12 protein-coding genes and 1 pseudogene are annotated in these 13,109 nt (G+C 57.8%); 9 read left to right on the top strand and 4 right to left on the bottom strand.

Features of this window, described 5'->3' with window-relative positions; genetic code table 11:
- Positions 1-223: pseudogene (locus ACFDTG_RS14415) on the bottom strand (acyltransferase); the annotation flags it as partial.
- 205 nt (positions 224-428) lie between these two features.
- Between ACFDTG_RS14415 and ACFDTG_RS14410 the strand changes: the two are divergent.
- Positions 429-1,784: a hypothetical protein gene (locus ACFDTG_RS14410; RefSeq protein WP_375291706.1), complete on the top strand. Its 1,356-nt coding sequence runs from the start codon at positions 429-431 to the stop codon at positions 1,782-1,784.
- Between the two features lie 84 nt (positions 1,785-1,868).
- Here ACFDTG_RS14410 and ACFDTG_RS14405 read toward each other — a convergent pair whose 3' ends face one another.
- From ACFDTG_RS14405 to ACFDTG_RS14395, 3 genes are all read right to left on the bottom strand, one after another.
- Positions 1,869-3,023 carry a glycosyltransferase family 4 protein gene (locus tag ACFDTG_RS14405; protein ID WP_375291705.1) on the bottom strand — a complete coding sequence of 385 codons (1,155 nt, stop codon included), beginning with the start codon at positions 3,021-3,023 and terminating at the stop codon, positions 1,869-1,871.
- A 53-nt stretch (positions 3,024-3,076) separates the two neighbouring features.
- Positions 3,077-3,556, bottom strand: coding sequence for an acyltransferase (locus ACFDTG_RS14400; protein WP_375291704.1), 480 nt, complete (start codon positions 3,554-3,556; stop codon positions 3,077-3,079).
- A gap of 68 nt (positions 3,557-3,624) precedes the next feature.
- Complete coding sequence (locus ACFDTG_RS14395) at positions 3,625-4,677, bottom strand: acyltransferase family protein (RefSeq protein WP_375291703.1); 1,053 nt, start codon at positions 4,675-4,677, stop codon at positions 3,625-3,627.
- Positions 4,678-4,885: 208 nt separating this feature from the next.
- Here ACFDTG_RS14395 and ACFDTG_RS14390 point away from each other — a divergent pair, with 208 nt between their 5' ends.
- From ACFDTG_RS14390 to ACFDTG_RS14355, 8 genes are all read left to right on the top strand, one after another.
- Complete coding sequence (locus ACFDTG_RS14390; protein ID WP_375291702.1) at positions 4,886-6,367, top strand: O-antigen ligase family protein; 1,482 nt, start codon at positions 4,886-4,888, stop codon at positions 6,365-6,367.
- A gap of 142 nt (positions 6,368-6,509) precedes the next feature.
- Positions 6,510-8,153, top strand: a complete 1,644-nt coding sequence (locus ACFDTG_RS14385; protein ID WP_375291701.1) for a hypothetical protein — start codon at positions 6,510-6,512, stop codon at positions 8,151-8,153.
- A gap of 88 nt (positions 8,154-8,241) precedes the next feature.
- The gene (locus ACFDTG_RS14380; RefSeq protein WP_375291700.1) at positions 8,242-9,375 is read left to right on the top strand and encodes an acyltransferase family protein; all 1,134 of its coding nucleotides are present in this window, start codon (positions 8,242-8,244) and stop codon (positions 9,373-9,375) included.
- A 119-nt stretch (positions 9,376-9,494) separates the two neighbouring features.
- Complete coding sequence (locus ACFDTG_RS14375) at positions 9,495-9,734, top strand: XrtV sorting system accessory protein (RefSeq protein ID WP_375291699.1); 240 nt, start codon at positions 9,495-9,497, stop codon at positions 9,732-9,734.
- A 102-nt stretch (positions 9,735-9,836) separates the two neighbouring features.
- Positions 9,837-11,129 carry an AAA family ATPase gene (locus ACFDTG_RS14370; protein WP_375291698.1) on the top strand — a complete coding sequence of 431 codons (1,293 nt, stop codon included), beginning with the start codon at positions 9,837-9,839 and terminating at the stop codon, positions 11,127-11,129.
- A gap of 14 nt (positions 11,130-11,143) precedes the next feature.
- On the top strand, positions 11,144-12,142 hold the full coding sequence (locus ACFDTG_RS14365; RefSeq protein ID WP_375291697.1) for a glycosyltransferase family 2 protein: 999 nt from the start codon (positions 11,144-11,146) through the stop codon (positions 12,140-12,142).
- Entirely contained in the window at positions 12,143-12,715 is a 573-nt protein-coding gene (locus ACFDTG_RS14360; protein WP_375291696.1) for an acyltransferase, read from the top strand.
- Positions 12,702-13,109, top strand: a 408-nt coding sequence (locus tag ACFDTG_RS14355) for a glycosyltransferase family 2 protein (RefSeq protein WP_375291695.1), incomplete at its 3' end; no start/stop codon positions are given. The genes ACFDTG_RS14360 and ACFDTG_RS14355, both read left to right, overlap by 14 nt.

Below are 13,109 nucleotides of genomic sequence, written 5' to 3'. Positions count from 1 at the left end.
AAAAAGCCACCAAAGCAGCTAGGAGCCCGCCTGCAACGAGCATTGGATGCAGGCGAAAAATGCGATCTCTGACGAACGCAGAAAAATTTCGCGTATCCTTCAATCTTTCTGCGTAGGCGTGGGTCAAAACAAAGGCGCTGAGCATGAAGAAGAAATCGACAGCAAGGTAGGCGTGCCCAAGGGCGCTATCTCCACCGAACCAACCGCGACGATGAAAGATCATAACGCATATTGCTGCCATTCCTCGAAGCCCATCGAGAACTATATAATGGTGCCGAGAGTTGGACAGGTTCCCCATGAGCGGAGCCTATAAAAATTCTTGGCAGGAAAGAAAGGGCGAGCGTAACTGACCGCGCACAAGACGGCGCGACATCCGCCATCCAATGGTCGCTTCACATTCGCGGGGAATTCCGCCAAGGCGGATCGGCATGAAAATTGGCGAGACGAATGTTCGGGGTGGCACCGATACCGGCAGTGGGACGCCCCCGACAGGTCGTAAAAGCCTCAAAAATCTGCTGAACGGATTGAACGGCCAAGCCATGGTTTCGGTCGGCTTGAAAGCCATGGGAGCGCTTCTTGCGCTGGCTCTACAATGGGCAGTGGCGCGGCTGTACGGCGCTACCGGTTCAGGTTTGTTCGCTCTTATGGCGACGGCGACAACGTTTATCGGCGTCGTTGCGGCCTGGGGGCAGGATTTTATCGTGCTCCGCAATGTATCTGGTGATCTGGCGGAAAGCCGATACGATCTCGCACGCGGGAACGTGCGCGCCTCGCTGCGGATTGCCTTGGTCGGCACGATTGTGGGCACCGCGGCGATCGCCGGACTGGCATTGCTTTATAGCGGCCCCTTCGAACAGCCCAAAATGACGCCGATTTTGCTGTGGGCCCTTCCCGTCTGTGCGGGGCTTGCCATCGCTCGTCTGTTTGCCTTCACCGCTCGGGCCGGCGGTGCCGTGATCGCGTCGCAATTACCCGATGGTCCTTTGACGTCTCTGGTGGCATTGCTGGCCCTGGGTATAATCGCCGTGGCTTGGCCGAGCACCGGAACCTGGGCGCTTGGCCTCGTTTATGGCGTCGCCTATGCCTCGGCCCTCCTCTACTCCTTTGTGCTTGCCCGAAAAGTGATGCAACGCTGGCCCACCGGAACGGCCGGGCTGGACAGCGCTCCGCTGGTGCGCGGAGGGATGCTGGTCGCGCTGGCATCGGCCACCCCCTATCTCACGGATTGGCTCATCCTGTTCACGGTAGATGCCACGATAAGTACCGCAGCAGCTGGACAGGTTAGAATAGTCGCCCTTTTCACGTCGGTCATGTTCCTGGTGACGATCGCTTTTGAGTCGGTATTCTCTCCTGCCATGGCGGCGGCGCTGCGCCTTGATCGGCGCGCGGACGTTACTAGGCTTTATCGCCAGTACGCCTTTGGTTCTGCCGCGCTAGCCCTACCCATCGTCATCGCCGCGGTTTTATTTCCGGGCCTGCTACTGGGAATTTTCGGGCCGGAATTCGTGAGTGCCGCTCCTGCACTTCGCGCTGCCGTGGTAATTCAACTCCTGACGATCCTGCTCGGACCCGCGGGAACCGTACTCATCATGGGGAAGCGTGAAAGTGCGATTCTGATTGTGAACGCGGCCGGTGCGCTGTTCCTCGTTGTCGGATGCTTCTTTTTGATCCCCAATTACGGGGTTCTGGGCGGCGTCCTGGCTTCCGTTGGAACGCTTTTCGTAAAGCGCGTGGCGGAAATCGTGGTGGTCCGGCACAGCATGGGCTTGCGCTTGGTCGTGTGACGAGCGAGCCACGGAAACCGACCGATCCTCAGCTCCCGTTCGACCTGCACTGACGGAGAGCGCCTTGCACCTATTACCACAAATTCAGGCGATACCATCCGCAATCTTCTTGAAGATCCGGGCCTTCCGAACGCTGATATTCTCGTAATTGAAATAGTCGATTTCTTGCAGTGCGTTGTCGGCGAGCTTTTTACGTAGCGTAGGTTCAGCTGCCATCTTTCGCATCGCTTCTGTCAGAGCGCCAACATCGCCCGCCGGCACGATCAAACCGGTCTCGCCATCGACGACGAGCCGCGCCGCGCCCATGGGAGTGGTGATGATAGGCAGTCCAGCCGCTGCGGCCTCGTAAGTCACTTGCGGGCCGCCCTCCTCGTGAGTCGGCATGACGAAGATATCCGCATTGGCGTACACGGCCCTCATGTCCTTCTCGAAACCGAGAACCTTGATCCCCAAATCCTCGGCTGCCGAAAGCCGATCCATAATCTCGGGCTCCAGCGAGCCAGCAATCGCCAGTTCGCCATCGATACCGGCGGCGGACCATGCACTGATCAGGTCGGCGAGGCCCTTCCGGATCGATCCGTTGCCGACGAACAGAAATCGTAGCGGACCCTCGGCGCTGTCTTTTGCTCGCTCGACTTTCTCGCCGCTCCAACCGAAACTCGTCTCGAGTATCTTTTCGGGCGCAATGCCCATTTCAATCAGATAGCGATCAACCTCGTCGTTGTTGGAGAAGAGGTAGTCGTAATATGTCAGTTCCTCGTCCTCCTCCACGTCCGGCAAGGCCGCCATGTGTTCGGGGAAGGGGATGTCACAGGCGCTGTAAGCGTTTTCGAGGATAGGCTTGGCAGCGCTGATCGGGCTGTTGATCATCTCTCTAACACAGATCAGGCCGCGCGCCTTGGCTTTTGCGACCAACGCTGCCGACACCGGGGGCCAAAAATAGACGATTGACCCTTTTTCCAGATTTTCAATCGCCTTCTCGAATGTCCGATGTAGAGCGGCCATCCCCGAATGATGGATCACCCTGTATGGGAGCAATCGCGCCGCCCAGTTGACGCTCTCCACCACCTGGGCCGGAAACCCGAGTTCCTTACGTTGGCGGACGAGGTAGATCTTCACGTCGAAGCCCTCCGCATGAAAATGCTTGAGGATTCTGACGCAGCTTTGAGCCGGCCCCTTTCCGTTATAGCTGTAAGGAAGAAAGACGATCAGCTGCCTTCGCTCTCGAGCTCCGGTCATGAAGTCCCCCGACGATTTGACATCCCCATATGTTCGAATCGCCTAAGCAATGTTCACGAGCGGGTGGAACCGGGATCGCGGGCCTCGGCGGCTCTGCCGGCTTCGAAATGCTCGGCGAGCACGCCATAGGGCACGGTCCTGATCCCTTCACGAATGACCTTGGCGGGATTTCCGGCGACGATACATCCCGGAGGAACGTCTCTGTTCACCACCGAACCTGCGGCGACGATCGACCCGTCACCAACGGTCACGCCTGGAAGGATGATGCTATGGGCGCCGATGAAGCAATCCTTGCCGATCACGGTATCCCTCCGCATCCTGCGAGCCATATCGTGCGCCAAAATGGCGACACCGAAGGTGACCGTGGTGCAACTGCCGATATGAATACCCTTGGGGTGTGTTTTGTCGAGATGCGCCTTCAAAGAAATCCGCGCCGTGGGATGGATGTCCATCCCCCAGAAGCGGTTCCACCACGCGATCCGCGCGCGCACGACGGCGTTGCGCAAAGGAAGAAAGGGCCGAAGCGTGAGCATATTGGTATCCTACCGACCTGTCATTGCCACGGGGGAACAGCCCGGGAAGGAGTGCATGGGAACAATCATCAGTTCGTAATCTCGTCTGCTACGCGCCAGCGCGCGAAAATCAGTCGTTTGACGAGAATCGGCCCGATCAGGCCCGCAGCCAGCATCAGCGCGAAATAGATAAAAAAGCCGCTTCCGCCCCAGCTTACGAAGGGAAGTAGCACGGCCTTCACCAGTCCGATGAAGATCGTGTTCAAAAGATAGATCGAGAAACTGAGGGCTCCCAGATAAAGCAATACGCGATCGCGCGCGAATGCGGGCAATCGGCAGATCCCGAGGATGACAGGGATGGATGTTATACCACAGGAAATAAGGGCTAGGCGCCACTCAATCAGCAGGCTTGTAGCCAGAGCGATCCCGAAGATAATCAAGCTCAGCCACAGATATCGATCCACCAGTCGTAGGAACTGCTCGCCACGCTGGGCCAATGCACCCCCTAGAAAAAAGAACGGCATAAATATGAGAAGCCGATCCAGATAGAAATAAGGGAGTCCATACGCGAACATCATTAAGGGCAGTACGGCTAGGAAAATGAAAAACGGAAAGCGGGCAATAGGTCCCAGGATGGCCACGATTACGCATATCTGGAAAAGGACGAACACATACCAGATAGACTGAGCCGCGCTCAACTGCGTAAACCAAAGTAGATTTATCAGGTCCCGCGTAAGATTTTGGGAATAGTTGTCGACGTAGAGGAAACTTCCGACAACGTGTTTGCCCAAAACGATAAGGACGCCGAAAATTAGAAACGGGATCAGAAGACGCTTCGCGCGCTGCGCGATGAACGACACCGGATTGGCCTGAGCCTTCGCTTGTGACGATGAAATGTACATCGTATAGCCACTCAAGGCCATGAAGAACGGCATATGAAACATGTATATAAGGGCTCGCAGCCCCATGTACCAATCCGCATCGTAAGGCGGCGCGCCAGTGACGAGATGACCAAGAACCACGAGAAAGATCGCCAGCCCCTTCGCGCGCTGAATGTCATCGCGGCGAGGCTTCTTCTTGGGAACCGCGTCCGCGACTGGCGCAGGAGCGTGGGCCATCGAGCGGGCACTATCTGGCATCATCGCGCGCTTTTACCGTCGAGGGCCTCTATTGCAATCCTTCCGCCGCACCGGCTACACGCGAGCTCATTAATTTTCCATTGTAGATCCAGCCATGACTGACAGGGACACGCGGGCGTCGTCCGCCGCAGCCGTCTTACCCGGCTATTCACGCGCAAGGCCGACGTGGGCTCGCCGCGCGGTCTTCGTTGCGGCAGGTCTGTACGCGGCCTTGAGCGGCCTTCTGTTCGCGCTGTCTCCCGAATTCTTCACGCGCCTGCTGTTGTTCCCGATATTGCTGGTCGTGCTCCTGGTGATCTGGGCGCTTCCGGACACCGAACAACCACCGGCCACTTTGCTCCGCCGGGCTTTTTTTTGCTATTTGACGGCAATTGCCGTGTGGCCCTATTATTTGGCCGTCCAGATCCCGGGATTGCCTCTTCTTGAGCCGAGGCGCGTGGCCTCAATCCTGGTGCTTGCAAGCTTGTTGATCGGCGTTTCGGTTTCGCCACGATTTCGGCGATATATCGCTGATCTGGCGAGAGAAACCCCGTGGCTTTTTCGCGCCATAATCGTCTACTTGGGCGTCCAAATAATAACCATCGGTCTTTCGCGCGCTCCCGCGGACAGCTTCTCCTACTTTCTCAAAGACCTGATGAATGAAACCGGCATGCTTTTCGCAGCGATTATCGTCTTTGCCGATCGCGATGCGTGGAAGGATTTGCGCAAGCTCATAATGGGGCTCGCCTTTTTTCTTTCCATAATAGCGCTCGCCGAATATCGAAATCAGGGCATCCTGTGGGCGAACCACATACCCTCGTTCCTGGCAGTGAGCGATCCTGCCATGCAGGATTTGCTAACCCCGGTCTTCCGCGAAGGTGATTACCGCGTGACCGGACCGTTCTCCGTTTCGCTCTGCTTCGCCGAATTCCTCTCCTTGACCATGCCCTTCATTCTCACGGAGGTCTTTTTCGCAAAAACTTTCACGCGACGAGCGCTGGCTTTGGCACTCGATGCTCTCGTGCTGGCTGCAATCCTTACGACGCAGGCCAGGACGGGGGTGATCGGAGCGACCATCGCGCACTTAACCTTCGGGGGCCTGTGGGCCTTTCGCACCTGGCGCAGTAAACCCAATGACATTCTGGGACCGTTCCTGGGGGTTTCGGCGGTTCTGGGTGGTATCGCTTTCCTATTTGCGCTGATGTTTGTCCCGGCTGTCTACATTCGCTTGCTCGGGGGCGGATCGACCCAATACAGTAATGAGGGGCGGACGGCCCAGTTGGACAAGGCCTGGGATCTGATCTTCGGTCAGGGTGCCGTTGGCTACGGACCCGGTCAGGGCGCGATCGTTCTCGATTATCGGAATTTGGCGGGGCTGCTGTCCATCGACATCGGCTATCTGCGCATCGTGCTGGATTCCGGAATAATCGGCTTGATCGCCTATGTCGTCATTTTCGGCGGGCTGTTCTTCCGGATGATCCGACGTTCGCTCGAAAATACCCCTAACGCACAGATATACATGGCATTGACAGCCTGTTTCGGAATTTGGCTGGTGTCGCGCCTCGTGCTCGCGCAAAACGACAATTCCTCGTTCCTCTACATACTGGTGGGGGCTGCCATCAGTCTGAGCGCAAGTATAAAGATCGGCGACCGAATCAAAGAAAAGCCCCGTTCGGTTTCGCTCACTCCCATTGCTCGCGGAGCCAGTACCTAATCCCCCGCAGGGTAACCGTTAAGCCTGTCGTTTCACTCGGATTTAACGGCATTCATCGCATTGCTCTTCAGCACGGGGGCGGCACCTGCCCCCGCATTGCCACAGGTATCGTGCAGATGCCTCGGCCGCTGGAGGGCGATAGATGGATCGACGCAATCTTCTCAAGGGCTTGCTAGCGGCTGGCACATCGTTCGGCATAAGCGCATGCGGTGGCGGTGGCACGTCTTCCCTATTGAACACGGCAACGGCCCCCGATCCGGTGCCCAGCCCAACCCCCACGCCTACGCCTGTGCCGACCACGGCAGCATCGCCCCCCGCCCCCACCTTAAAAGGGGTCACGATCGATCAGGCCGAGCAGGACATCGCAAAGGCGTTCACCCGCAGCCCGTCGTCCTACACCGTCGCCCGCACACCAACCCTCGACATTCGCGTTTCCAACGCGGACGAATTTCAGGCTGCGGTGGACCGAGTTTTCGATCTGAAGGCCAATAGTGCAGCATTGTCGCAGGACCAGCGCATCGTATGCGCCTGGAACGGATCCTCGATGCTTACTTCCGGACCATCCGCCCGTGTCAGCATAGCGCGCGCATCGCTGGCAGAGGGCCATCTGGAGGCCGGGGGAAGCTTATCGATCGAAGCGGCGCCGGGATACAAGCCAGACTTTTCCAATACGGTATATATCGCGGGGCGCGGTATTCGCTTTCAGGGGATCGGGTTCACACGACGTGCGGTTGCGGGGGAAAATCCTGTCGCTACGTCCAGCGTAATAATCTTCAGGACCCAGACCTTCCCGGTGATAAGCGACGTTGCCTTCGTCGATTGCTGGTTCGGTGCCAGGACCATCGATACCGCCATGGCGGATCGCGACTGGGTCAACGGCCTTTTAACAAACGGCAGCGTCGTGGAGTCAATCCACCTTGAGGGATGCACCTTTATTGGACTGCAAAATGCCGTTCTCGCCACGGCGAAAAACCTCCGAATCGACTCGTGCGATTTCCAGGCCGTTCTTCAGGATTGCGTGGCCTTGCGCGGTCACACCTTCGGAACCGGCTATTACGCAAATACTTGGATTTCCAAGACCACATTCCGCAATTCGATCGATGATCTGGCCACCCGAAATGCGCATGCGGACACGATCCAGACCGGTTCCTGGAACGATCAGCATCTGGGCTACCGATTGCTCGTCACGGATGTGATTTCCCACCGTTCGCACAAGTTCGGCGGCGATGGCGAGCCCGGGGCGAAGCAGGGCATCTTCAACGGTGATCATAAAACCGCCGACAATCAGTACGTGATAAGGCGCAGCGTTTTCCTGTGCACCTCTCCGCACGGATTCTCCTATTTCTCACCACGGGCGAGCCGTCCGTCCTTCGTTGACAAGAGCGTCTTTACCCGTGCCGGAACCGTGCCCTCCAAATTCGCGCCGGATACGACCAACGAAGACTATACTGTCGGGATAACCGGATCCGAGCCCGTAAATGGACCGTGGCTGCTGGTTACGGACACGGTAGCGAAGAACCTGATGACCGGTGGTGCCATTGACCCGGTCAACGTGGATCCACGCATCGCTGCAAGTATCGCGACCAGCGAAAGGCCCGAAAATCTATTCAACGGACGTGATTTCACGCGCGGGAGCGCGGCAGTTAATGGAATGGACAACAAGTTCGGATATATGCTCCCGAACGAACGGGGAGACCGAAAGGATTTCGTTGCAGATATCTGGGCGAATTTCTCCAGCAAGCGCAGCGCGACAGCTGGCTTTCCCGATCCCCGCGGGGTATTTTGAAGCCAGCCCGCAAGGCCGCACCGGGCCACGGTTGGCACCGTCCTTGATCCGGGCTAGAGCCCTTCGACGTCCATGAAGGGGAAGCTTGTTGCGGACGCGTTTCGGTAAGACTCTGGCAAAACTGGACAGCGGTCGGGACAACAACTTCAATTTGATCAGGATGGTTGCAGCCAGTTGTGTGCTGGTTTCCCATGCTTTTCCCATAGCGCTTGGAGTGGGTACGCTTGAGCCGTTCGAGGCCGAGACGGGCTTCACCCTTGGCTGGGTCTGCGTGGCAATCTTTTTTGCAATCTCCGGCTATCTGATCACACGCAGCTATGATCGGAAACCTCGGATCGAGACCTGGATAACCGCCAGAATCGTTCGTCTGTTTCCGGCGCTGATTGTGGTCTCCGGTCTGATCGCCATGTTGTATGGCCCATTATTCACGACACTTAGCCCCCAGAGCTATTTTTCCGATCCGGCCACCTACACGTACATCCTGCGAAATGTGACCTTGGTGAAGATCCAGTACAGTCTTCCAGGCGTCTTCGAAACCATGCCCATGCCCGATGCCATCAATGGGTCGCTTTGGACTCTCCTGCACGAAGTTGCCTGCTATGTCGCGGTGATGGTGGCCGGTATTCTGGGCCTGCTGACTTCACGCCGTCGCTTCGTGCCGGCCCTTCTGCTTTATTTTGGTGCCTATTGGGCGACCGGCCTGCCGATCGTTGCGGACCTCATCCCCGCTAAACTGGCAGCCCTCAGGTTTCTGTCCCTCCCCTTCGCGATTGGAGCGGCGTTCTACGCGCTGCGCGAAAATATCGTTCTGAGTTGGCTTGTCGCTGCCCTGCTGGCATTGCTTGCGGCTCTCCTGATAGACACGCCCCTGTTCCGCAGTGCCTTCGTTCTGGCGCTCGCATATGCGACGTTCGTATTCGCCTATCTCCCATCCGGGCCGATACGCCGTTACAATGCGCTGGGCGACTACTCATACGGCATCTACATCTACGCTTTCCCGGTTCAGCAGGCGGCCGTCGCGATCGCCGGACCCATGAACCCTTTGACGAACATGCTCATTTCCTTCCCTGTGACCTTGGTATGCGCAATCGCATCGTGGTATCTTATTGAGAAACCTTCCCTGGCCCGGCGGGGGGCCTTGGCCGATCTGTTGACGTCCTGGAGGACCAAGCTTCAGCCGACGCGGCACAAGGCAGATGTCGTGGAAAATGCTTCACCGTGATTGCGGTGAACCTTTGGCAAGGTCGCCGTTCCATTTTCAAACAAGTAGGGGTAAGGGTTTGCCTTGTAACAGGCCTTCGCATAGCAGAGCGATAGATCGCTGATTGAGGATGGAATTCCGTGGAAACCGTTTATGATTGGGTCTCTGTCCTGGGATTTGCCGGACTGGTCACTTTATTTCTCCAGCGATCCTCGCTGGAGGAGCCGCCTGACACGATCTGGCATTATTTGCCGCCTTCGATCGGGGCCGCCGCGTGCAACTATTTCGGCAACGAAGGGCAGCACGCAATCGCCATCGGTATAGGCATTGCAACCATCGCCTATGTTTTTCTCGTCTTGAAGCCCAAGCTAAAGGCGTAAGTGAAGCACCTGGATTGGCGGCTCTACCAAGCCACAGGCCAAGGTGCGGAAATCGGGTCCTAAAGCTGAGACACCGGTCGATAGACCGCGGAGAAAATGCGCATGAATTGGTTCAGCAAGCTCATTGGTCGCCAAGAGGTCTCTTACGATCCTGGCACCGAGACCCTGCCGTTCCGGAATCTCCCGGTTTCCAAGGCCGCAGTGGACGATTCGGACCTTCCCAGTTTCCGAAACCGAGCAGGGCGCAAGTCGCATCGCGCAGGCGACCGTGCAACCTCGAACGATGCACGCGCTCTGATTCGCGACGCGTTCACGCCGTCGCAGCCGGTCAACGAACGTGCGATGTTCGCCGGTCGGCGGCATCTTCTTGAAGATCTGATCGTTGCGATCGAGGATCAACGCCTGCATTTCGTCCTTTATGGCGATCGCGGGATCGGGAAGACTTCGATACTGCACGTCCTCAGCGATATCGCATCCGATGCGGACTATCTGGTGTGCTATATCTCATGCGGCGATCGGATGTCTTTTTCCGACTTCGCCCGTCGCGTAGCTGCGCGAATTCCCCTTCTTTACCACAAGGACTATGGGCCCGGATCCGCAGAGATCGAGAAGGGTCTCATGCTGTCGGACCTTCTGGCGGAAGGTGAGGTCGACGTTTCCACGTTCGGGGAGATGCTGGGCAAGCTTTCCAACACTCGGCTGCTGATGCTCCTCGACGAATTCGATCGCGTCGAAACCGACGAATTTCGTCGCTCGATCGCCGAATTGATCAAGACTTTGTCCGATAGCGCAGCTCCGGCTCAGGTCGTCATCGCAGGCGTTGCCCCTGATTTGTCCGAGCTGATTGCACAAATTCCATCGATCCGGCGCAATGTGCTGGGTGTCCTCGTTCCCAATATGTCGGACGAGGAAGTCAATGAAATGCTCGACATTGCCGGCCGCCGCACCGGTCTTACGTTTCAGGATGATGCGCGCGAACTGATCGGATTGGCGTCCCTCGGTCTTCCCTACCTTGTCGGACTGGTGGCACAGCATGCCTCGCTGTTGGTCACCGCCGATGGCGAGATGGAGGTGACGAAGGCAGCGGTGCGGGAGGCAATTCGCAAGGCACACAGCGAACTTTCGGGGCGGATTGCCGCCAAGACGCTTTACGCGATATCGCGGGCCTTGCAGGAAGGACAGCTCATCGAACTGGGCAAGCTTGCCCATGCGGCCCTGCGTTCCGGGGGGGTGTTGCCCGACGAAATGGTCCCCGATTTCATTCGCCAACAGGTCGAAGGAGGCAAGTTTCCCGCCCTGATAGAGCCCGTCGAAGGCGATCCTTTGAATCGCTGGCACTTCACGGACGATGGCGCTTCGATCTACATTTGGCTCAATGCCCTCTGTGCGGATTGAGCTGGGCTGATGCGATGACATCCACGCATGACATCTCCGAGCTGCAGACCAATGGCTTCGACGGCATGACCAATGCTGCGCAGGGCTCCGCCGAGGTTACAGTCATCATCGTCAGTTACAACACGCGCGAGCTTACGCTCAAAGCGGTCGAAACCTTGCTAGCCAACAAAGGCCAGGTGAAACTCCGCATCGTCATTTTCGACAACGCGTCCAGCGACGGCAGTGCAGCGGCTCTTGCCGAAGCCTATCCCTACCTAGAAGTGATTGCGCATCCCGAAAACATCGGGTTCGCTCGCGCCAACAATCTCGTGGCGGAAACCGCTACCACCGAATGGCTGCTGCTGCTCAATCCCGATACCGAAACCCACCCCGGCGCAATCGAAACCCTGTTGGAATTTTCCCGCGCCCATCCGAATGCGGGCATCACCGGGGGGCGTACCGTCTTTCCTGATGGAAGACTGAACATTGCCTCGTGCTGGCGACGAATGACCGTCTGGAGCCTGTTCTGCAGCGCGACAGGTCTATCGAGCGCATTCCCGCGAAGCGATCTTTTCAATCCAGAGGCTTTTGGTGATTGGCAGCGCGACAGCGTTCGCGAAGTGGATATTGTGGTCGGATGTTTCCTGATGATCCGAACCGAGTTGTGGAACCGGCTGGGCGGCTTTGACGCACGCTATTTCATGTATGGTGAGGAAGCCGATCTCTGTCTGCGCGCGCGCGCGATGGGATATCGCCCCATGATTACGCCTGATGCGGAAATCATGCATCTTGTCGGCGCATCATCGACCAAGGTCAGCGACAAGGTGATCAAGGTCGCGCGCGCGAAGGCGAGCCTGATCCGGGATCATTGGCCCCGCTACCTGCAGCCGATCGGGCTCGGCTTACTGCTGGCATGGGGCCTCGTCCGCAGAATAGGATACGCATTGGCGGCTCTTGCCGGTGGGAGCGCCAAGCAGCGCGACAAATGGCGCGAAGTATGGCGCCGGCGCGATGAGTGGTTGGCAGGTTACTAAATGAAATCTGCCGTTTCGATCGGAAAGAAGCGATCTCTAGGCGGCGCCGGCCGGGCGCTCCGCCTTATCGTTTCTTCACTCGATCCTCGCGCCTGGCTGCACGTCTTTCGCTTGGTGAACTACTATAATTATTCCCACGTGGCGCCGCGCCGAAAGATGCGGGTCGGCCGGGGTGGCGGCATCAGTCCGAACGCCGTGTTTTCGAACCCCGAGCGGATCGTGATGGGCGACAGGGTAAGGATTGGCGCTCGCTGCCATATCTGGGCCGGACATGAGGGCGGCTCGATCATCATTGGCGATGACTGCTTGTTCGGTCCGGAAGTCATGGTGACGGCTGCGAGCTACCGCTACAACGACGGTGCTCCGGTCAACGATCAGCTGATGAATGAGGCCGATGTCGTGATCGGTCGCGACGTATGGTTGGCGACCAGAGCTATTGTCCTTCCGGGTGCAAATATAGGCGATGGCGCGATCATTGCCGCCGGTGCCATCGTGAAGGGCTCGATCCCGCCATTCGCAATTGCTGCGGGCCAGCCCGCCAAAGTAGTCGGCTACCGCAATGACACACGGTGAGGACCCTAAGGGGGTCTCTGCATCAATCGATCCCAAACCGCGGGTTTCCGTGGTCGTGCCCCACTACAATGATCTCAATGCGCTCGATAAGTGTTTGACCTCGCTGGTCGAGCAGGCCCCCACACACGGCGATCGTGAAATCATCGTATGCGACAACGCCTCGCCGATCGATCCCGCCCAGATTGGAGCAGTAGTCGAGGGCCGCGCCCGGCTTGTGTTTGAGCAGGAAAAGGGCGCCGGCCCAGCCCGAAACCGCGCAGTGTCGGAAGCCCGAGGCGAAATCCTCGCTTTCATTGACTCAGACTGTATCGCGCAGCCCGGCTGGCTCGCATCCGGGATAGACGCGCTCGCACGCGGCGATCTTGTCGGTGGCCGGATCGACGTCTTCACGACC

Origin of the sequence: Qipengyuania sp., from assembly GCF_042095715.1 — a bacterium.
In the GTDB taxonomy this organism is placed as follows: Bacteria; Pseudomonadota; Alphaproteobacteria; order Sphingomonadales; family Sphingomonadaceae; genus Qipengyuania.
Note: the sequence above shows the minus strand (reverse complement) of the source record. Positions and strands in the feature narration are given on the sequence as shown.

Bases quoted from the DNA above. Each gene is read 5' to 3' on its own strand.
- ACFDTG_RS14410 (WP_375291706.1), top strand. From the start codon at position 429: ATGAAAATTGGCGAGACGAATGTTCGGGGTGGCACCGATACCGGCAGT.
- ACFDTG_RS14405 (WP_375291705.1), bottom strand. From the start codon at position 3,023: ATGACCGGAGCTCGAGAGCGAAGGCAGCTGATCGTCTTTCTTCCTTAC.
- ACFDTG_RS14400 (WP_375291704.1), bottom strand. From the start codon at position 3,556: ATGCTCACGCTTCGGCCCTTTCTTCCTTTGCGCAACGCCGTCGTGCGC.
- ACFDTG_RS14395 (WP_375291703.1), bottom strand. From the start codon at position 4,677: ATGATGCCAGATAGTGCCCGCTCGATGGCCCACGCTCCTGCGCCAGTC.
- ACFDTG_RS14385 (WP_375291701.1), top strand. From the start codon at position 6,510: ATGGATCGACGCAATCTTCTCAAGGGCTTGCTAGCGGCTGGCACATCG.
- ACFDTG_RS14370 (WP_375291698.1), top strand. From the start codon at position 9,837: ATGAATTGGTTCAGCAAGCTCATTGGTCGCCAAGAGGTCTCTTACGAT.
- ACFDTG_RS14365 (WP_375291697.1), top strand. From the start codon at position 11,144: ATGACATCCACGCATGACATCTCCGAGCTGCAGACCAATGGCTTCGAC.
- ACFDTG_RS14360 (WP_375291696.1), top strand. From the start codon at position 12,143: ATGAAATCTGCCGTTTCGATCGGAAAGAAGCGATCTCTAGGCGGCGCC.